Annotated in this window: 17 protein-coding genes and 1 pseudogene; 2 read left to right on the plus strand and 16 right to left on the minus strand. The window is 44.3% G+C overall.

Annotation, left to right across the window (positions count from 1 at the left end; genetic code table 11):
- Positions 1-82: 82 nt before the first annotated feature.
- The 3 genes and pseudogenes from HMPREF0650_RS04320 to HMPREF0650_RS04325 form a co-directional block, all read right to left on the minus strand.
- Positions 83-1,609, minus strand: a complete 1,527-nt coding sequence (locus tag HMPREF0650_RS04320) for a peptide MFS transporter (RefSeq protein WP_040562439.1) — start codon at positions 1,607-1,609, stop codon at positions 83-85.
- An 18-nt stretch (positions 1,610-1,627) separates the two neighbouring features.
- A pseudogene (locus HMPREF0650_RS12695) lies at positions 1,628-2,359 on the minus strand (porin family protein); the annotation flags it as partial.
- A gap of 25 nt (positions 2,360-2,384) precedes the next feature.
- Positions 2,385-3,779 (minus strand): amino acid ABC transporter substrate-binding protein, encoded by a 1,395-nt coding sequence (locus HMPREF0650_RS04325; protein ID WP_040562440.1) that lies wholly within the window; start codon positions 3,777-3,779, stop codon positions 2,385-2,387.
- Positions 3,780-3,903: 124 nt separating this feature from the next.
- Here HMPREF0650_RS04325 and HMPREF0650_RS04330 point away from each other — a divergent pair, with 124 nt between their 5' ends.
- Together HMPREF0650_RS04330 and uvrA are read left to right on the plus strand one after the other, a co-directional pair.
- Positions 3,904-4,623: a T9SS type B sorting domain-containing protein gene (locus HMPREF0650_RS04330; RefSeq protein WP_004348624.1), complete on the plus strand. Its 720-nt coding sequence runs from the start codon at positions 3,904-3,906 to the stop codon at positions 4,621-4,623.
- A gap of 27 nt (positions 4,624-4,650) precedes the next feature.
- Positions 4,651-7,479, plus strand: coding sequence for an excinuclease ABC subunit UvrA (uvrA, locus tag HMPREF0650_RS04335; RefSeq protein WP_004348625.1), 2,829 nt, complete (start codon positions 4,651-4,653; stop codon positions 7,477-7,479).
- A gap of 76 nt (positions 7,480-7,555) precedes the next feature.
- Here uvrA and HMPREF0650_RS04340 read toward each other — a convergent pair whose 3' ends face one another.
- The 13 genes from HMPREF0650_RS04340 to HMPREF0650_RS04395 all read right to left on the minus strand — a co-directional run bounded on the left by HMPREF0650_RS04340 (position 7,556) and on the right by HMPREF0650_RS04395 (position 20,265).
- On the minus strand, positions 7,556-7,828 hold the full coding sequence (locus HMPREF0650_RS04340; protein ID WP_004348626.1) for a DUF805 domain-containing protein: 273 nt from the start codon (positions 7,826-7,828) through the stop codon (positions 7,556-7,558).
- Positions 7,829-7,831: 3 nt separating this feature from the next.
- Positions 7,832-7,966 (minus strand): DUF805 domain-containing protein, encoded by a 135-nt coding sequence (locus HMPREF0650_RS13475; protein WP_004348627.1) that lies wholly within the window; start codon positions 7,964-7,966, stop codon positions 7,832-7,834.
- Positions 7,967-8,159: 193 nt separating this feature from the next.
- Positions 8,160-9,386, minus strand: a complete 1,227-nt coding sequence (locus HMPREF0650_RS04345) for a hypothetical protein (RefSeq protein ID WP_050774839.1) — start codon at positions 9,384-9,386, stop codon at positions 8,160-8,162.
- Positions 9,387-10,078: 692 nt separating this feature from the next.
- Entirely contained in the window at positions 10,079-11,560 is a 1,482-nt protein-coding gene (locus tag HMPREF0650_RS04350) for an NADH-quinone oxidoreductase subunit N (RefSeq protein ID WP_040562426.1), read from the minus strand.
- Between the two features lie 13 nt (positions 11,561-11,573).
- Complete coding sequence (locus HMPREF0650_RS04355) at positions 11,574-13,058, minus strand: complex I subunit 4 family protein (RefSeq protein ID WP_004348630.1); 1,485 nt, start codon at positions 13,056-13,058, stop codon at positions 11,574-11,576.
- 38 nt (positions 13,059-13,096) lie between these two features.
- Complete coding sequence (locus HMPREF0650_RS04360; RefSeq protein WP_004348631.1) at positions 13,097-15,064, minus strand: NADH-quinone oxidoreductase subunit 5 family protein; 1,968 nt, start codon at positions 15,062-15,064, stop codon at positions 13,097-13,099.
- A gap of 4 nt (positions 15,065-15,068) precedes the next feature.
- Positions 15,069-15,377 carry an NADH-quinone oxidoreductase subunit NuoK gene (gene nuoK, locus HMPREF0650_RS04365; RefSeq protein ID WP_004348632.1) on the minus strand — a complete coding sequence of 103 codons (309 nt, stop codon included), beginning with the start codon at positions 15,375-15,377 and terminating at the stop codon, positions 15,069-15,071.
- Positions 15,374-15,895 carry an NADH-quinone oxidoreductase subunit J family protein gene (locus HMPREF0650_RS04370; RefSeq protein WP_004348633.1) on the minus strand — a complete coding sequence of 174 codons (522 nt, stop codon included), beginning with the start codon at positions 15,893-15,895 and terminating at the stop codon, positions 15,374-15,376. The genes nuoK and HMPREF0650_RS04370 overlap by 4 nt, the downstream gene beginning before the upstream one ends.
- 14 nt (positions 15,896-15,909) lie before the next feature.
- Positions 15,910-16,443 (minus strand): 4Fe-4S dicluster domain-containing protein, encoded by a 534-nt coding sequence (locus HMPREF0650_RS04375; RefSeq protein ID WP_004348634.1) that lies wholly within the window; start codon positions 16,441-16,443, stop codon positions 15,910-15,912.
- A 29-nt stretch (positions 16,444-16,472) separates the two neighbouring features.
- Complete coding sequence (nuoH, locus tag HMPREF0650_RS04380; protein WP_004348636.1) at positions 16,473-17,558, minus strand: NADH-quinone oxidoreductase subunit NuoH; 1,086 nt, start codon at positions 17,556-17,558, stop codon at positions 16,473-16,475.
- A gap of 82 nt (positions 17,559-17,640) precedes the next feature.
- Positions 17,641-19,212, minus strand: a complete 1,572-nt coding sequence (locus HMPREF0650_RS04385) for an NADH-quinone oxidoreductase subunit D-related protein (protein ID WP_004348637.1) — start codon at positions 19,210-19,212, stop codon at positions 17,641-17,643.
- Positions 19,213-19,228: 16 nt separating this feature from the next.
- Positions 19,229-19,924 carry an NADH-quinone oxidoreductase subunit B gene (locus tag HMPREF0650_RS04390; protein WP_004348639.1) on the minus strand — a complete coding sequence of 232 codons (696 nt, stop codon included), beginning with the start codon at positions 19,922-19,924 and terminating at the stop codon, positions 19,229-19,231.
- Complete coding sequence (locus HMPREF0650_RS04395; protein WP_040562444.1) at positions 19,915-20,265, minus strand: NADH-quinone oxidoreductase subunit A; 351 nt, start codon at positions 20,263-20,265, stop codon at positions 19,915-19,917. The genes HMPREF0650_RS04390 and HMPREF0650_RS04395 overlap by 10 nt, the downstream gene beginning before the upstream one ends.
- Positions 20,266-20,471 lie beyond the last annotated feature (206 nt).

Below are 20,471 nucleotides of genomic sequence, written 5' to 3' on the forward strand. Positions count from 1 at the left end.
ATAGATGCTTAATCATCAAGATAAAAAGGCGTTTCGAAGTATGATGTTCGAAACGCCTTTTTTATTTAATGGTGTTATTCGACTAACAAACTTTCTCCAATCGCTTCATCACAGAGAACATGAATAAAGCAGAGAGTAAGCAGACTCCAATGAATACAGACCAAACAGCCCATACTGGTAAGTCACCCCAAAGATATCCACCTACACTCACCAACAAGTTACCAATGGCGGTAGCAGCAAACCATCCACCCATCATGGCTCCCTTGAGCTTGGGAGGTGCAACCTTGCTTACAAAGCTGATACCCATTGGACTTAACAGCAATTCACCGAACGTCAGTACCAGATAAGTACTAATCAACCAGTTGGCAGATGCGTAATTGGCTGTACCTGCCTCGGCAGCTAACGCCTGTTCATTAGGAGTAAGCAAGCCTTGTGATCCCACAATCATGATGGTATAGGCAAATGCTGCAATTACCATACCATAAGCTATCTTGCGCGGAGCCGAAGGTTCTTTGCCCTTGGCTGCCAACGAACCGAAGATGGCCATGCTGACAGGTGTTAAGGCAACTACATAGAACGGATTGAATTGTTGGAAAATAGGCGCACTCACATCAATAGCTCCCTCTACTTGTGTGTACTTATAAATCAACACAGCGATTGCTGCCACGATGACAGCTAAAGAGATTCCCTTAGCTTTCTGTGTTTTTGACTGGAAGAATGAGAATCCTGCATAAACGATAAAGACAATCATCACAAGGTTCACCACATCGAAAGCCATGCTCTGAACACCAGAAGAAGTCTTTTGAGTAAACTCATTGGCAAAGTAAGTCAGGGTAAGTCCGTTCTGGTGGAATGACATCCAGAAGAAAATAACCACTGCAAACACCAACAACAATGCCACTACTCTATCCCTTACATCTTTTTTGCTCAACTCTTCGGTCTCGATAGCTTTACCATCGTCTGTCTTAGCTGCCGTGCCATTCCCTTCCACATGACGGAATGTTGAACGGAAACCATAATATATAGCCATAGAAATAATCAAGGATACACATGCTACAGCAAAAGAGAAATGGTAAGCATCGTTCTCGGCATAGCCAACAGACTCGGCCCACTCCTTGATTCGGACGGCTGCCGTTGGTGCGAACAAAGCACCAATATTGATAGCCATGTAGAAGATGGAGAAAGCTGAATCGCGCTTGTCGGCATACTTCGGATCATCGTAAAGATTACCTACCATTACTTGCAAGTTGCCTTTGAACAAGCCTGTACCAAAGCTGATGAACAGCAAAGCCAGTAACATTACTAAGAGTGCAAACGTCTCACCGCCCAATGGGATGGATAAGAACAGGTAACCCAGGAACATCACCACGATGCCAATGGTGACCATCTTGCCAAAACCGAACTTGTCGGCAAGCACACCACCCACCAGTGGAAGGAAGTAAACCAGTCCGAGGAACACACTGTAAATCATACCAGCCGTACCAGGATCCAATCCAAAGTTAGCTCTTAAAAACAATACAAACACGGCAATCATGGTGTAATAACCAAATCGTTCGCCGGTGTTGGCCAGTGCCAAAGCAAAAAGGCCTTTAGGTTGATTTTCAAACATAGATTTATTTTTTAAATTGGTTTTAGTTATATCAAAAAGATAAGATAGCTTCACGACGATATTAGACAAGTTGGACTTGGCAAAATAATCTCTCTTGGTATCGCCATAGATATTTGCCAAACCATAATAATAACGCGCATCAAGTAAGATATGACCCAACTTAGGCAACGAATACTCCACGCCGATGCCCGCTACAATTCCATAATCAAACTTGTGTTCCACGGGCATGCTATATTGTGTTGTCTCTTTATTAGCTCTGTCATTCATGTTTGCATGGTCCAAGTCAAAGTTTACGCTGGTACTTTCATTCAGCATATAACCGAACTGGGGACCAGCTTGAAAGAAAAATTGAAAGCCTCTACCCTCTTTTCCCCATGCCAAATGGGCGAAAACGGGTACTTGTATATAATTGATGGTTCTGCTATATTCCTCAGCGAGGCCTGTTTCACTGTTCACAACTGGTTGATCCTTCAAGTCAACGATGTTTTCTTTCCATCCACCTTGTGTATAGTTCACCTCGGCATAAATAGAGCAAATGGTCTTGAAATACTTCTCTGAAGTATAACGCAACGTGAGTCCTCCCGTCATACCACCATGTAAGCCTTGCGTAACTTTGGGTACGAAGCCGACATTACTGAGGACATAGCCGCCATTAACGCCCACAGCAAACTCGTTACGATAGTTCCCTACTTGGGCAAAAAGCCACAAAGGAAACAAGATGAACAGTAGAGAAAATACCGACTTTTTCATTTAAAAATCTTTCAAAAGCGATTCTTTAATAAGTGATACTCTCGATGGTTCGATTGTTCTTATAATGAATCAACATGAAATTGGCATTCTGTCTGCCACCGTTAGCGACCTGCCTGAAATGTAATGGAGTTTGCAATGGCGTATGCATATTCTCCGCTTTGCTTCCTGAGAAGTTCATGCCATACCGATGAAGTCCTTGACAAAAATAACTTGCTTGGTCGTAACCAGTTAGTGCAAATCGTGGAAGAGCGCCTTGCATCTCTTCCTTAAACCACTGACGATACTTATATTCAATCCGCTTGGTTTGAGGAGAGAGGGCGTTGTAATAAGCAACTGTCGGTATATAAGTTTCGTACTTGCAGAAGTAATCGAAGTACACTTTCGTATACATCAGCCACTCTGTGTAACCAAACAACGACACAGACAGTGCGGGATTGGCTGCCTTCAGCCCATCAATCTTTGCCAAAGCCACGTTCAATTCTGGTGAACGCCCGGTATTCAAAATGACAACGTTAGGCTTTGACAAGCTGAACGACTTTGCAAAAGCTTCCTCGCTGGACTTCAAGTTGGTGATGTTATACTTGATGCCTTTGGCCTCTAACTGCTTTCTTAACGGAAAAGTGAAGATACCTTTTGTACTCGCAGCATCATTGCAGTCAATGAATACCGGATGATGATTAGGGAAACGATCCAGGTAAGCGCGTATGGCATCTTGTGCTTGACTGTCTGCCGACTGGTATATTTGGAATATCTGAGGATTATTGGCCACCTCACCACCTTCGATAGAGAACGGAATGACCATTTTAATTCCAAATTTCTTGCAAAAATCTCCCAAGTGTTTTACCTGCTTGGTGTATAACGGACCGAAAATAATGTCACAACTTTTGGCATTCGGATCCAACAACGTTTGGCGGATGTCGACATCAATTGGAACATTCCACGCATGGATATCGGTTGAAATACCCTTTGCCTTTAAATCATCACAAGCCAGCAACAAGCCACGATAATATTCCACCATTCTCCTGCCATCACCATCAACATCGTGCAAAGGTAGCATCACACCGATGCGAATGGCACGCTTGGTGATGTCCATATTGCTAACCGATTGCGGTTTGGCAGATTCTTTTGACGAAGGTGTTTGTGCCTTGACAGACCCAGTTGTCGCAGTAGTCTGTTTTTTAACAAATGGTATGAAAACGGTATCCCCCTTCTTCAACTCATATCCTTCCTCTTTCATTTCAGGATTGGCATCCATCAAATCAGGAACGGAAATACCATACTTTCGAGCAATACCAAATACAGTATCTTTCTTTTTGGCTTCATATATGTCACGCCATTGATTGACTTGCGCAATGGTATCAATGCTGAAAAGCATTAAAACTGCAAGTAATATATATTTAAATATAGTTTTCATCTTCATCGTTTTCATCCTTATTTAACTGCAAAAATACAAAAAAATATTCAACACCTCACCATTAGTCATGAATCTTTTACTATCTTTGTCTTCGGATTGCACTATCCTTGTTGTTCAAAACGAATCAAAAATGAAAATTAAGACAGCCCTATTCATCTTCATACTGCTAAGCTCTTTGCACATCATGGCACAAGAAACACCCACAATAAGTCCATCTGCCATCTTCACAACAGTAGATGGCGAAACGAGTGAGGCGGTCACAGAATTTAGTGGTTCAGCACCCTTAAAGGCCAAATTTTCAGCAAATGTAGCAAACCAAGGCAACTGGAACGCTTATTACGAATGGCGATTTACCCTTGAAGGTGAAGAGAAACCATATCTCATACGCTACGAACAAGATACCGAAGTGACCTTCACCAAGGCGGGATCGCATCGAGTTGTGCTCTACGCCATCTTCACTCATGGCACTGACTCGGTGAAGTATACGGAGGAATATTGGGCTGAAGCATCACCGATAACTGTTGCTATTTCAGAAAGTAAGCTGGAAATGCCTAATGCTTTTTCTCCTAATGGTGATGGCATCAATGACATCTATAAAGCAAAAGACGGTTGGCAAAGCCTGACAGAGTTCAAGGCATACATTTTTAACCGATGGGGACAAAAGTTGTTCGAGTGGACAAATCCAGCCGATGGTTGGGATGGAAAGTTCCAAGGCAAAGACGTGAAGCAAGGCGTTTACTTCTGTTTAGTCAAAGCAAAGGGTGCCGACGGAAGAACGTTCAACATCAAAACAGACGTAAATTTACTGAGAGGATACAATGAAGATGGTGGTTCCAATATGGGTAAATAAAACAATTTAGGAAGCAACAGGATACAAATGACTCGCGAAGACGAAAAAATCAATATTTGGGGTGCACGCGTACACAATCTTAAAAACATCGATGTAGAGATTCCACGTAATGCACTCACCGTTATTACAGGCTTATCAGGTTCAGGAAAATCATCCTTGGCATTCGACACTATTTTTGCCGAAGGCCAACGAAGATATATTGAAACGTTCTCGGCATACGCCAGAAACTTCCTTGGTAACCTTGAAAGACCCGATGTAGATAAAATTACAGGACTGTCTCCTGTCATCAGCATCGAGCAGAAAACCACCAACAAAAATCCCCGTTCTACCGTAGGTACAACCACTGAAATATACGACTACCTGCGCCTTCTGTATGCCCGAGCCGGTACGGCATACAGCTATTTGTCGGGTGAAAAAATGATAAAATACACCGAAGAGAAGGTCATTGAGATGATTCTCAACGACTATGCCGACAAGCGCATCTACATTTTGTCCCCATTGGTAAGGCAAAGAAAAGGTCACTATCGCGAACTTTTCGAGAGTATGCGTCGCAAAGGCTATCTCTACATGCGGGTAGATGGAGAAATCAAAGAGATTGTTCGCGGCATGAAGGTTGACCGGTACAAGAACCACAACATTGAGGTGGTGATTGACAAGTTGCAGGTGCGTGGAAAAGATGATGAGCGACTGAAGAAAACAGTACAGATAGCCATGAGGCAAGGCGACGGTGTCATCATGATCATGGACAAAGAAACAGACGAAATACGCAACTTCTCTAAACGCCTCATGGACCCCGTCAGCGGCATTTCTTATGGAGAACCAGCGCCCAACATCTTCTCTTTCAACTCGCCAGAGGGCGCCTGTCAGCGTTGCAAAGGCTTAGGCTATGTCAACGAGATTGACCTTTCAAAAGTCATTCCGAATGACAAACTCAGCATACATGATGGTGCCATCGTTCCATTGGGGAAATATAAGAACCAGATGATATTCTGGCAGATCGATGCCATCTTGCACAAATACGACCTGACACTCAAAACTCCATTCAAAGACATACCGCAGGATGTAGTTGACGAAATACTTTACGGGAGCCTTGAAAACATCAAGATTTCCAAAGATTTAGTTCGTACCAGCAGTGACTATTTTGTGACTTTTGAAGGCATCATCAAATACCTGCGTACGGTCATGGAGAATGATGATTCGACAGCCGGACAGAAATGGGCTGACCAGTTTCTTGCCACGACCACTTGTCCCGAATGCAACGGGATGAGGCTCAAGCGAGAATCTCTGTCGTACAAGATATGGAACCGAAACATTTCAGAGATTGCCAACCTCGACATCACCGAACTGAAAGAGTGGCTCGACCATGTGGAGGAGCATCTGGACAAACAGCAAAGAACCATTGCTACTGAGATCGTGAAGGAATTGAGAGCACGCGTGAGCTTCTTACTGGAAGTTGGTCTCGACTATCTTTCACTCAACCGCGCATCTGCCTCTTTGTCCGGAGGCGAGAGCCAGCGCATCAGACTGGCCACTCAAATTGGCTCACAACTGGTCAATGTGCTGTATATTCTCGACGAACCCAGCATTGGTTTGCACCAAAGAGATAACGAACGACTCATCCACTCACTGAAAGAATTGCGCGACATGGGCAACTCTGTCATTGTTGTGGAACACGATAAAGACATGATGCTGGCTGCCGACTACATTATAGACATTGGTCCAAAGGCTGGACGCAAAGGGGGTGAGGTGGTTTTTCAAGGCACTCCGCGGCAAATGCTCCAGCAACATACCATCACGGCCGATTATCTAAATGGCAAACGAGTCATTGAGTTACCCGCGAAACGGCGTGAAGGCAACGGCAAAAGCATTTGGATAAAGGGTGCGAAAGGTAACAACTTGAAGGATATTGACGTGGAGTTTCCGCTTGGAAAGCTCATCGTCGTGACGGGAGTGTCGGGTTCTGGCAAGTCTACCCTCATTAACGAAACGCTACAGCCCATACTGTCCAAGCATTTTTATCGCTCGCTGAAAAAGCCAATGCCGTACGATTCGATAGAAGGCATCGACTATATAGATAAGGTGGTGGATGTAGATCAAAGTCCGTTAGGGCGAACTCCTCGCAGCAACCCTGCCACCTATACTGGCGTGTTCAGCGACATTCGCTCGCTCTTCGTCAACCTACCCGAGGCTAAAATACGAGGTTACAAACCTGGACGCTTCTCGTTTAACGTGAAAGGTGGACGATGTGAGGCCTGCGGAGGCAATGGTTACAAGACGATAGAAATGAATTTTCTGCCCGATGTGATGGTGCCATGCGAGGTTTGCCATGGCAAACGCTATAACCGCGAGACACTTGAAGTGAGATACAAGGGCAAAAGCATTGCCGACGTTCTGGACATGACCATCAATCAGGCAGTAGAATTTTTCGATGCCGTGCCTAACATTCTACACAAAATCAAAACCATTCAGGATGTTGGCTTAGGCTACATCAAACTGGGACAGCCCTCCACTACCCTTTCGGGCGGTGAGAGTCAGCGGGTGAAGTTGGCTACCGAACTATCTAAACGCGACACGGGAAAGACGCTGTACATCCTCGATGAGCCAACCACTGGATTGCACTTCGAGGACATCCGCATCTTGATGGACGTGCTTCAACAATTGGTTGATCGCGGTAACACGGTTATCATCATCGAACACAACCTGGATGTCATCAAGTTGGCCGATTACATCATTGACATGGGACCAGAAGGTGGACGTGGCGGCGGCATGGTTTTAACCACGGGAACGCCTGAAGAAGTGGCCAAAAGTAGTAAGGGATACACCCCAAAATTCTTAAAACAAGAACTTAAAGGCTAACTCCCTTTCCTATAGAGCCAGCCTTATTTTGTAGAAGCAGGAACGTCCCTGCTTCTTTATTTTTTATACTTAAATGTTACAAATATTTAGGAGATTCACCGTATTGATTGGCCTCTGCTTTCGAATCTTGGCAGCACCAAACAATCAATAAGATACTTCCAATCAACGGAATGATTCCCCAAAGAATATTCCAACCGCTCTTGTTAATGTCATGCAAGCGCCGAACTGTAACAGCTAAATTAGGTAAGAACAATACGAGTGCCGCAAGACAATAAATCGCTCCGTAAAAGGCGTACTCAAAGGTGATGCCAAAAAGGTTATCCAATAAAGCTGCTGCAATTAAAACCAAAGACTAAAATAGTACGAACCACCAATACTCTGACCGGCGCGCACGCCCCTTAAAGGTTGCATACTTGTTAAAAACTTGACGAACGGCATCGGTAAACGACAGCTTGGGCGATGCCTCATGAATAGAATTTGTTTCCATAGTTTTTGTTTTTATATGTGGACAACATCAATGTTTCTTGAATTATTTGGATGCATAGAGAGCTTCAGAGATTATAATTTCTCATTTTTTTGCCATACTTTGAGATATAACCTTACACACTCTCTCTTATGACAAAGATAGATATAAATATTTCAATCCGTTTCTTATTTGTCATACATTAAGCAGTCGTGTGTTACAAATCGAACAGATGCTTGTAACTTGATGTGACATAATTGGTTAGCGTAAGGTATAATGATTCGAGCTCTTTTGTGTTAACTTTACCGTTCTCATACCATTTCATGGACACGGCGTTGGTCTTGTTGAAAATTTCTTTCTCAACAGGTTTCAATTTTTGCATAATTCCATCGCCCTGTTTGTTGTAGAGCATTTCCCAATTGAAATATCTGTCAGAACCAATTCCTTGGTGATAGGAATAAACCCGATCTTTCAGCGTGTCCACTTTCTTTCCGAAAGCTGTCACTTTCTGGCCTGCCCCAATCGTGTATAAAGCTGGCAGCAATTTATCCGCATTTTTAACCCAAAAGGGAAACGCTGTGCTCACAGGTGGATAGCCAATGACGGTCCACATGGTTGTTAGCTCAGGGGTTTCGTGCGGTTTTACCCCTTCGATAACACCCGAGCAAGCTGTTCCCACTCTTGAGATGAAATCGTGGTCAACAAACCATCCGGATGTGTTGGGAATGTTATGGGCGCCATCGTGTAGGTCTATGCCAAGTTTGGGGTTACGGAAAGAGCGGTCTAAATGTTCGAATATCCAGTCGGGGGTGATAGCTTTGGCTTTTGCGGCTTGGCTTAAAGCATCATCGGCCGTTTTATAACGCACGTATCCCAACCCCTCGTTGGGCTCTCCTGTGAAACTGAAATTTGTTCTCACGGCATATCCATTGGGTGCTATTTTGGGGTCGTTTACGTCAAAAAAACGATAACTTCGGGTGCTCACTTCCACCCACACGGCTCCACCCTCAGCATCGATTACACCAAAGTTGGCGCACAGTCCTTCGAGCTTAGTGGTGTCAAGATAGTGCCTTAGGTCTTGTACGGTGGCGCAAACGCTAAGCGTTTTGTACATGAACTCACCATTTTTCCCACCCGGCTCTATACCGTTAACCGTTTTCTCAAGGTTGAATGATTGTGTGTTTATAATGGAAAATCCAGCCGTGTTTGTTCCCAACCACACTTCTTCTTTTGATCGAGGTTGGCAATCTACAACGCCAATAAAGTCATATTTCTGTCCTTTGAAAAAACGCATGCAGTTTTGTAGGGCATCTGTATCACGCACTTTCCATATCATAGGCCGACCGTCTTTGGTGGCTTTGCCCGTTATTACCGCGGCCGTGCAGGCATGCCCAGTGGCAACTATCATGCAAAAAATGTAAGTGATTAGTAGTGTTTTTTTCATATTTTCTTTAGGTTTGATATTGCAAATCTACATAATTTATTCTATATTTTGAACTTGAAAAGCATAAAATCATTTTTTTTGCTTAAAAAAAGTAGTTATCACATTCAGATTAAAACAATACCTGCATTGGATTGGTAACGTTTTTAATGGATAGTCTTAACTCGTCTATATGCTTTTTAGTGATAATTGCATTATAAAATATATAACACTATGTCTTGTTTTTGATGTTTGTATAATTGATTTAGACAAAAATGTAGACAAAATATCTTGTCATTTACCATTGAAATAGCTTAAAACGGTTCGGCATATCTTGCGATAGAGAGAGTGTAAGTCGACTGCACGCATGAAAGAAGTGTATGAGATAAGACCAATACGAATAATAGCAATATTTCATTTCCACAACTTTCTGTCAATGCGTTTGGGCGAATCAGTCAAAAGGCTTTATGTCCAAAGTCAAAGGGTTTGATGCCCAAAGTCAATGGGTTTAATGCCCAAAGTCAATGGGTTTGATGCCCAAAGTCAATGGGTTTGGTGCCCAAAGTCAACGGGTTTGATGCCCAAAGTCAATGGGTTTGCAAATGACAAAACCCTTGACAAATAGAAAGGCAATCACGCAACGAAAAAAAGTCCCTACCCGATGGCATTACAAATGCCAAAGGATAGGGACTTCATTTATATATAAATTCGTAAAACTACGAAATGGCTACCGAAGCCGCATGTATCCAGTCGAACACCATGTAGCACACGCCAAACAACACTACACCAGCTGTGCATACAGCCAATGCCAACTTGGTATTGGTGTGGCTCTTGAATGTTGGCAATGGATTTTCACTTTTCTTGATGTACATCGCCTTCACAATCAAAAGGTAGTAATATAAGGAGATTACCGTATTGATTAACGCAATAAACAACACGATGTACGCCCATGCCCCTACTGAAGTACTTAAATCGGCATCCTGCACGGCTGCCATAAAGATAAAGAACTTAGAGAACATTCCAGCAAACGGTGGAATACCGCCCAACGAGAACAATGCCAAGGTCATGAGGAACGCCAGCTTGGGATTGGTTTGATAAAAACCATTGTAACTGTCCATCATCACCGTACCGTTGTTATGTTCCTCTACCGCACTGATAATGGTAAATACAGCCATGTTGGCTACCACGTAAATCAACACATAGAAGCTCAATGCAGTGACGCTCAACGCCGAGTTTCCAACAATCGCCAAGACAATATAACCTGCCTGAGAGATAGAACTGAACGCCATGAAGCGTTTCAGATTGGTTTGACGAATAGCGAACAAGTTGGCTACCGTGATTGACAACACAATAACGATGTACAACATATATTGCCAATAGATGACCATGGGGGCAAATACTTTCATCAGAATAGTGCAAAGGGCGAAAGCTGCTGCACCTTTACTTACTACCGAGAGATAGCCTGTAACGGTGGTTGGTGCACCTTGGTACGAGTCGGCAGTCCAGAAATGGAAAGGCACCAAGCTAATCTTAAAGCCCAATCCACTGAAAAAGAACACCATACCAAGAATGGTAAACGGTGTGGCGGTGAGCTGTGTGGCAATGTCTTCAAAGTAAAGCGTGCCTACCGCACCATAGATAAAGCTGATACCGTAGAGCATCACTCCGCTTGAAAAGGTGGCTGTCAATATGAATTTGGCTCCTGCTTCGGCTGAGTCGTGACGATATTTGTCAAACGCAACCAAGCAAGCCATAGGTACACTCGCCATTTCCAAGCCTAAGAAAAAGAGCAAAAAGTGGTTGGCACTTACCATCATATTCATTCCCAACAACGTTGCTATCACCAATAAGTAGAACTCTCCCTCCTTAAAAGCGGTATCGGGACGTGACAACCATTCTTTGGACTGAATGAGAACGATGAGCGTTCCAAAAGCCAAAATCGTCTTTATCACCCCTATGGCAGGCGTAGCGATGTACATTCCCCCAAAAACTGTGTGCGTCTCTATGGGGAACAGGTTGATGAGGATGTGCGCAAACATAAGCAGACAAATCATGGGATTGAACCATGAGCGACGCTTGTCGGTGGGCGCAAGCGTCCTAATCTTCTGCGATGTAGCAAAGTCGGCAACAAACGTAACCAGCAAAAGCACCACTAAGGTGACCTCTGGCATCATATATAGGAATTGACTGTAATTCATCTTCTTCTAAACTTTAGTGTATTATATTGAGTAGGATAGGTCCTACGGCATCATTGATGACATTGCTTGCCCACAGAGGTGCGATACCTAAGCCAGCTACACAGAATATCAAACACATCACAGCCACACGCTCGTCCCATGTAGCATCAGTGAGTTGCTCAAAATGAGGATTGGCTACCTTCTGATAAAGTATCTTTCCAACAACTCGCAAGATATAAACTGCGGTGACAACAATGGAGGTACAAGCGATAATAGTAGCGGTGCGGTGGAAGGTGTCGTTGTTGGCAAACGAGCCTACAAAGATAGTCATCTCCGCAACGAAGCCCGAGAAACCAGGTAATCCCAAGTTCGCCAAACCTGCCACTACATATCCTACGCCCAAGAAAGGCATGATTTTCATCAATCCACCCAACTGACGGACATCACGTGTATGCGTACGTCCGTAAATCATACCGATGAGCGCAAAGAACAAAGCGGTCATCAAACCGTGCGAGAGCATTTGGAGAATCGCACCCGTACAAGCGGTTTTGGTCATCATCAACAGAGCGAACAACACCAAACCACAGTGACTTACCGAAGAATAGGCGTTGATATATTTCAAGTCGGTTTGCACACAAGCCGAGAGAGCGCCATAAACTACAGAGATGGTGGTGAGGATAAGGAAGATCCAAGCCAACTCTTGTGCCGCCTCGGGCAACAAGAACATGGCGATGCGGAAACAGCCGTAGCCTCCTAACTTCATCAACACGCCAGCATGGAGCATAGAAACAGCAGTGGGCGCAGAAGCATGTCCATCGGGTGACCATGTGTGGAAGGGGAACAAGGCACCTAACACACCGAAGCCAATGAATATCAATGGGAAAAATATTTTCTGAACATCAACGGGAATGTTGTGCAGGGCAGCAATCTCAAGTACGTTCATCGTGGTGGCTCCACTATAGAAGTAAATGCCCAAGATACCGATAATCAGCAAGGCACTTCCGCCCATGAGCATCAACGTCAACTTCATAGCGGCATATTCCTTGGGACCACTTCCCCACACACCTATGAGCAGATACATCGGGATAAGTGCCACCTCGTAGAACATGAACATGGTAAATAAATCGATAGAGATAAAGAAGCCAAACACACCGGTGCTCAACAAGGTGAACCAAAGGAAGTACTCTTTAGTCATGGGTTTGAGCTGCCAAGAGGCAAAGGTACCCGTAAAGACAATGATACTTGATAAGAGCAACATGACAACCGAGATACCATCCACTCCTACCGTATAGGCAATGTTAAGCGGTTTGAACCAAGGTGCACTGTACATAAACAGCATGGCTTCGGTATTTCCTGCCTGACGCATTTGGATAAATGCAATAGTAAGCCAAACAGAGAGTGCCAGCAAAGCGGTAGAACCAGCCACCATGACGCCACGTACTTGACGGATGTTGCGAGCCAACCAAAGCCCGAACAGCATCAAGACGGGAATAACGACGAATAATGTTAATATACTCATTTTTGTATTTTATTCATTAAATCTTTCTAACTAAAGCATTACAACAAGCAAATCAATGCTAACGTCAATGCCACACTACCTGTAAGGAACCAAATGGCGTATTGTCTCACATCGCCACTCTGCCAAGGTCGGATGCTTTCGCCTGCCTCCTGAGTACCCCATGCCAAGAAGTTAAAGAAACCATCGATAACATGACGGTCGAACCAAGCAATGGGGCGGCTGACACAACGGAAGATAATTTTGTGTGTCACGAACTGCCAAACCTCGTCCATATAGAAACGTTTGTAAGCAGCGCGGTGCAAGGTTGGGAAAGTACTTGCCAACTTGTCTGCCACTGGCGTTTTCTCTCCTTTATACATAAAGGTAGCAAGACCGATGGCAAGCAATGCCAATACGGTACTGGTAATCGCCACCGTCCAGTTGGTATGCGTATTAAACCCAATGCCATTGGCAGACACCAGCTGTCCTGCACGTGTCCCCCAAAGGAAGACAGTACAAGTGATGAGCGACAAGAATATCAACGGAAAGGTCATCACTGCTGGAGCTTCGTGAGGCTTGTGTACATCGGGTTCACCCTGATGCGACTCGTAATAGCTCTTACCCCAGAAGATAACGTAATACAAACGGAACATATAGAAGGCGGTCATCATGGCAATACCGCTCATCACCATTCCCATCACGGGGTGGAAGTTGTAACAAGCCACCAATATCTCATCCTTTGAATAGAATCCAGAGAATGGTGGAATGCCCGAAATTGCAAGACATGAAATCAAGAACGTAATGTGCGTGATGGGCATGTACTTGCGAAGTCCTCCCATATAATACTTCTCATTGGAGTGTACGGCATGTATCACACAACCTGCTCCCAAGAACAAACAAGCCTTGAACATGGCATGCGTAAACAGATGGAACATGCTTGCCATATATCCTAAGCCTTGTACGTCGGCATATTCTTCGGTCATTGCTACCGCTCCTGTGGCAGGATCGGGCAAGCAAACGCCCAAGGCAACGAGCATAAAACCAATCTGCGAAATGGTTGAGAATGCCAAGACACGCTTGATATCACTCTGTGCGCACGCCACGGCAGCCGCATAAAAGGCGGTAAAGGCAGCAATATAAGCAATCCAATGCAACTGTTCGGGCGCATATGCCACGAACAAGGGGAACATACTTGCCACCAAATACACACCTGCCACCACCATCGTTGCAGCATGAATCAATGCCGAAACAGGCGTCGGACCTTCCATCGCATCGGGCAACCAAATGTGTAAAGGGAACATGGCAGATTTACCTGCACCACCAATAAACATCAGGAACAGAGCCAACGGCATCACCCAAGCGGCATGAGCAGCATGAGTTGCCAATTCTGGCGTAGCGGTTAAATCGTAATTGAATGTACCTACATAGAAGCTATAAAACAAGATACCGATTAAAAAGAACAAATCGGCAAAGCGTGTCACAATGAAGGCTTTCTTAGAAGCCGCCACAGCTGTGTGCATAGGATAATAGAAACCAATGAGTAGGTAAGAGCTAACGCCCACCAACTCCCAAAACAAATACATCTGGAAAATATTGGTTGCCACTACCAAGCCCAACATTGACATGGTGAAGAGCGAAAGGAAAGCATAATAACGCTGAAAACCTTTCTCTCCGTGCATATAGCCAAAGGAATAGATGTGCACCATGAAACTGACCGTAGAGATAACCACCAACATCATCACAGAAATAGGTGTCAACCTTAAACCGATGTTAAAGGTAAGCAGTTCGGTAAACTTCAACCACGTTATATTAAAAGGTGTAATGGTGGGATATAATCCGTCAACGCCACGCCCAACACCTATAAAATACTCATAAGCGGTGTAGCAAGAAAGACAGAACACCGTACCAAGCACCACGGTGCCAATGAGTCCAGCCACCTTATGACTCATCTTCATACCCAACAGTCCAAGTATCAGGAAACTGAGTGCAGGTAGAAGAAGTATTAAATATACATAACTGTAATCCATCATCTTATAATTTCATGTTTTCAATACTGTTCACCTGATCACTACCAAAGTTTCGGTAAACGTTTATAATAATGGCAATCGCCACCGCTGTCTCGGCAGCACTGATGCCAATAGAGAACAACGTGAAGAAAAAGCCCTCCAACTGTTCGGGGAACAGGATGCGATTAAACACGGCAAAGTTGATGTCTGCTGAGTTAAGAACCAACTCTACGGAGATTAACATAGCCAATAAATTACGACGGGTAACGAAGCCAAATACGCCAATAAAGAACAATAGCGCACTCAGACCTATCAAACATTCAACGGGTATCATTTATCATCCTCCTTTCTGGCAATCAACAAACCGCCAATAATACATGCCAACAAGAACACAGAAATGAGTTCAAAGGGCAAAACATACTGATATTTTTCAGAGCCTACCAATGCTTGTCCAATGACATTCATCGGGACTTCTGCGTCGGCAACCTGCGCTGCTTGATGAATAAACTGGTTCTTCACCAAGACACCTATCACGGTAGCCAGTCCTATCAATGAGAGCAAAGCCCCCTGAATGACGCGTGAACCTTTGAGATGTTCTACTAATCCTTGGAGCGTACGCTTGGATACCAACTGTATTGCAAAGATATAGAGTATCGTGATGCCCCCTGCATAAATAGCAATCTGTGCTGCTCCCAAATATGTATATCCTAAAAGGAAATAGATACCTGCAACACCAAATAAAACAAATATCAGAAAGGTAGCCGCCCGCATAATCCTTTTTGTTAGTACACACATAATGGCAGAGCCCAAAATGACGACTGCCAAAATGCAAAACATGATTAAATTAGCCATATACGTTACTACTTTTATTTGGTTTTGGTATTAAATTGTCCAATGGTCAGCGGTGCCCCACCGTCTATCAAGCCTGGCAAACTTCCGCCTTGATACACTTCCTTGTCAAGGTGCATGGTCAAGGAATCTCGCTCAAACACACTGTTTTCAAAGTCGTTGGTAAACTCAATGGCGTTGAAGTTACAAGAATTAACACAGAGTTGGCAGAACATACAATCGCCTAATTTGTACTGATAGTCTACCAATTGTTTCTTTTTCCTGCCCGTCTCTTCGTTGACAACCATTTCACTCTTAATGAGTATGGTCTCATTGGGACAGGCTTTCTCGCACATAGTGCACGCTACACAGTTGTGAGTGCCGTCTTCGTTACGCTTAAACACTAAGCGTCCACGGTGACGTTGAGCCACATGCAGTGTCGTCTTGCGGTTCTCTGGATATTGTTCGGTGCTTTTTGGGGTGAAGTATTCCTTCAAGGTAACCCTCAACCCCGTTACAAGCGACTTGACTCCACACCAGACTTCGCTAAAATATGATTGTTTATTTTCCATCTTACTGAATCTTCAAGAAATGAAACGTTTTAACCGTGGATACCAAAAGCCACACAAATGGTCATCAGTATGAGATTTACCAATGCCAATGGCATGAGATACTTCCACTCTAAAGTTAAGATTTGGTCAATTCTCAAACGTGGGAACGTCCAGCGAATCCACATCAGAAGCCAAACTACAACAAAGGTCTTGCCTAAGAACCACACAATACCAGGAATATAATTCATCACCGCATCGAAGCCTTCGACACCAATATTGAAAGGTGCCCAACCGCCTAAGAACACAGCAGTGGCTAATCCTGCGATAACAAATAGGTTGAGGTATTCTGCCAAATAGTAGAAACCAAAACCCATTCCCGAATACTCTGTATGGTATCCAGCAGTCAACTCGCTCTCTGCCTCTGCCAAGTCGAACGGTCCACGGTTCGCTTCAGCGTTGCCAGCTACCAAGAACAGCAAGAATGCAATGATAGCAGGAAGGTGTCCTTTGATAATTAACCAGTTCCATGGTCCTGTCTGTGCTTCCACAATTCCACTCATCTGCATCGTTCCCGTCAAGGCAACAGCCGCAATGAGGGTCAGTCCCAAGGTCATTTCATACGAAATCATCTGCACCGCTCCACGCATGGCAGACAAAACAGAATATTTGTTATTCGATGCCCATCCTGCCAAAAAGACGCCTAACACACCAATGCTCGATATGGCAGTCACCAAGAAGATGCCCACGTTAAAGTCGAGAATGTGCGCTCCCTTATTCCAAGGAAGGAACGAGAAGGTGCCCACTGAGGCAATCACAACAAAGAATGGCGCAATATAATACAAGAATTTGTCGGCTTTGTCAACGGCAAAGATTTCCTTAATGAGCATCTTAAACACGTCGGCAAACACCTGAAGCGTTCCCCAAAAGCCCACACGCATAGGCCCGAGACGGCATTGGAAGTAAGCACACACCTTACGTTCCATGAATATCAACACTATCGCCAACAAGGCGTAGGCAGTGAGAATGGCGACACCAACGATAACACATTCAATGAATATCGTCCAAAAATCGTTCAAACCTAAGGTTTGTCGAAGAAGGGTGTCGAACCATGTGGTTACTATACTAAAATCAAACATGATCTATTTAAGTTATTTATATTGAACAAGTTGCTAACACGAAGCAAAGCATTGCTACAAGTTTTCAACTTATATATACCTGCTATCTGTCAATATCTGGAATGACAAAGTCGAGCGCCGCACCTGCAGTAACAAGGTCAGCTATCTTCTGTCCTCGCAACATCTCATCCATGGCAGCGACATGATTCAAGCCCATAGGACGGAATTTCAAGCGGTAAGGCATCTTGTCTCCCTTGGAATCCAAGTAAACTCCTATTTCACCACGCGAGCCTTCGCAAGAGAAATACCATTGTCCTTCAGGTACTTTGATGATTGGCTTCTGCTTTACATAGAAGTCGCCTGCTGGAATATTATCAATGAGCTGTTCGATGATACGAATACTTTGCTTGATTTCCTCAATACGATTAAGGTATCTACCAAACGAATCGCAATGTTCGTTGAGCACTTCCTCAAACTCTACCTTGTCGTACATGGCATAAGGATGATACTTGCGCACATCGTTTTTCCAACCAGAAGCACGTCCAGAGGCACCCGTCACACCGTAACTAATGATGTTTTCGAGACTCATGGGCGCAATCCCCTTGAAGCGTTGTTGCATGATGACGTTATCTCCAAACACATCCATGTACTCTTGTAACATGGGTTTGAGATAAGCACACAGTTTCTTGGTGTTCTCCACAAAGTTGGGATCGATATCATCTTGGCAACCGCCAATACGGTAATAGTTTTGGATGAGTCGTCCACCTGTAGTCTCCTCCATGACGTTCAGCACGTGTTCGCGGTCGCGCATGCTGTACAAGAAGGCTGTCAAAGCGCCCAAATCCTGTGCGCAACAACCTAAATATAGCAAGTGCGAGTCGATACGCTGCAACTCGTCCATGATGGTACGGATGTACTGTATGCGCTCGGTCAGTTCTATTTCCATCGCCTCTTCGATGACGCCCACCAACGCATGGCGGTTCATCATGGCACTGAGGTAGTCCATTCGGTCGGTCAACGCCAAGGTTTGAGGATAGGTGTATGCCTCACACATCTTCTCCATTCCACGGTGGATATATCCCAAATGCGGATAAATTCGCTTCACGGTTTCACCGTCCAACACACTTTGCAAACGAAGTACGCCGTGCGTACTGGGGTGTTGAGGACCAATGTTGATAACGAAATCGTTGTCTGTAAACAACGGAACGCGAGTCTCTACCAAGTTACCGTTCTTGTCGAGCGAATATTGGAACGTGTAATCCAACTCCACATCCTCTTCCAAAGTGTACTGGTTGTTCTCGGGCGAGACATCGAAGTTCTTACGAAGTGGATAGCCCTTGAAATCATTGCGCAAATAAAGACGGCGCATATCCTTATGCCCCAAGAACTTAATACCTAAGAAGTCGTAAACTTCACGCTCTAAGATATCGGCAGCCTTCCATAGGTTGGAAACGGTATCGAGAACATACTCCTCCCCTATTTGCTGCGCTATCGCCTTGACCGATGTACGTTCGTGAGTTTGTGTGTTTTCTAAAATATAAATACATCCTAACCCTTCTTCGCCAAAGTCTTCGCCAACAATGGTAACAAGGTAATCGAAATGCTTGTCGTTCTTCAGTTTTGACATCTCTTGTGCCAAGTTACTGAATGCAATTTCTATATTTTCTAATTTCATATCCGATATACCTTATTTAATGTTGATGTTCTAACTCTTCTTGGGGATGAAAGTCTTCGGGAACGTGAGTCACTACGATAGGCTTGTTTTCCTTCAGTTTTTGTTGGTACACCTCTGCGTTACTCAATCCGTGGTGGTGAGCCTCTTGCTTATGGTTGACACCTCCGAAGAATTTTTCTACTTTGATTTTGCGCTGCAGCTGCATCATGCCATACATGATAGCCTCTGGGCGTGGCGGACATCCCGGTATGAAGACATCAACAGGGACAATCTCATCAATTCCTCTTACCACATGATAACTGCTCTTGAACGGACCACCAGAAATGGCACATCCTCCTACCGCAATAACGTATTTGGGTTCTGCCATTTCATCGTATAAACGCCTAAAAGCAGGTGCCATTTTGTTGGTAATGGTTCCAGCACACATAATCAGGTCGGCTTGTCGTGGAGAGTTACGCGTTACCTCGAATCCGAAACGAGCGAAATCGTAACGGGCGCATCCCACTGCCATAAACTCAATACCGCAACAGCTGGTGGCGAAGGTCAAGCTCCAGAGCGAGTTGGCACGCCCCCAGTTAATCAATTGGTCCAGCGACCCTGTGACAACATTCACGCCTCCTTCATGGAGTTCGTCAACAATGCGTTCCAACGATTCGTTGTCCTTAAACTCCTCGTATGGAATACTCTTGATATACGGTTTCTTTATTTCCATTCCAAAGCTCCTTTCCGCCAAGCATACGCCAAGCCTAAGACAAGTACCACGAGGAAGAAACCGATGCTAACCAAAGCCATAGCTCCAAAATCTCGCACAACTACCGCCCACGGATAGAGCAGCACAGTCTCGATATCGAACATGAGGAAAAGGATAGCGAAGAGGTAATAACCAACGTGCATGGGAAGCCACGAAGAACCTCTCGTTGGGATACCACTCTCATAGGGTTCGCCTTTTACCGCATTATACGAGCGCGGACCTATCAACTTTGCAATGACATAAGCTGCCACTACCAAGGTTACGGCCGTCAACAAAACGGTAACGAATAAAGTAAAATTCATAAAAATTATTATAATTATAATTGTTCTCGCTTTCTGTCGAAACACATACATTTTTACAAATGCGATGCAAAGTTAATCATTATTTTGAGATTTTTTACAAGATATGACAAAAAAAATAGGTTAAATTGCTAACTTCAGATTGCAAAATGAGATTCTCGAGTAATTATTTTATTTTTTGATCTTCAATGCACTTGTTCAACTTCCAC

The organism is Hoylesella buccalis ATCC 35310 (assembly GCF_000177075.1).
Lineage (GTDB): Bacteria > Bacteroidota > Bacteroidia > Bacteroidales > Bacteroidaceae > Prevotella > Prevotella buccalis.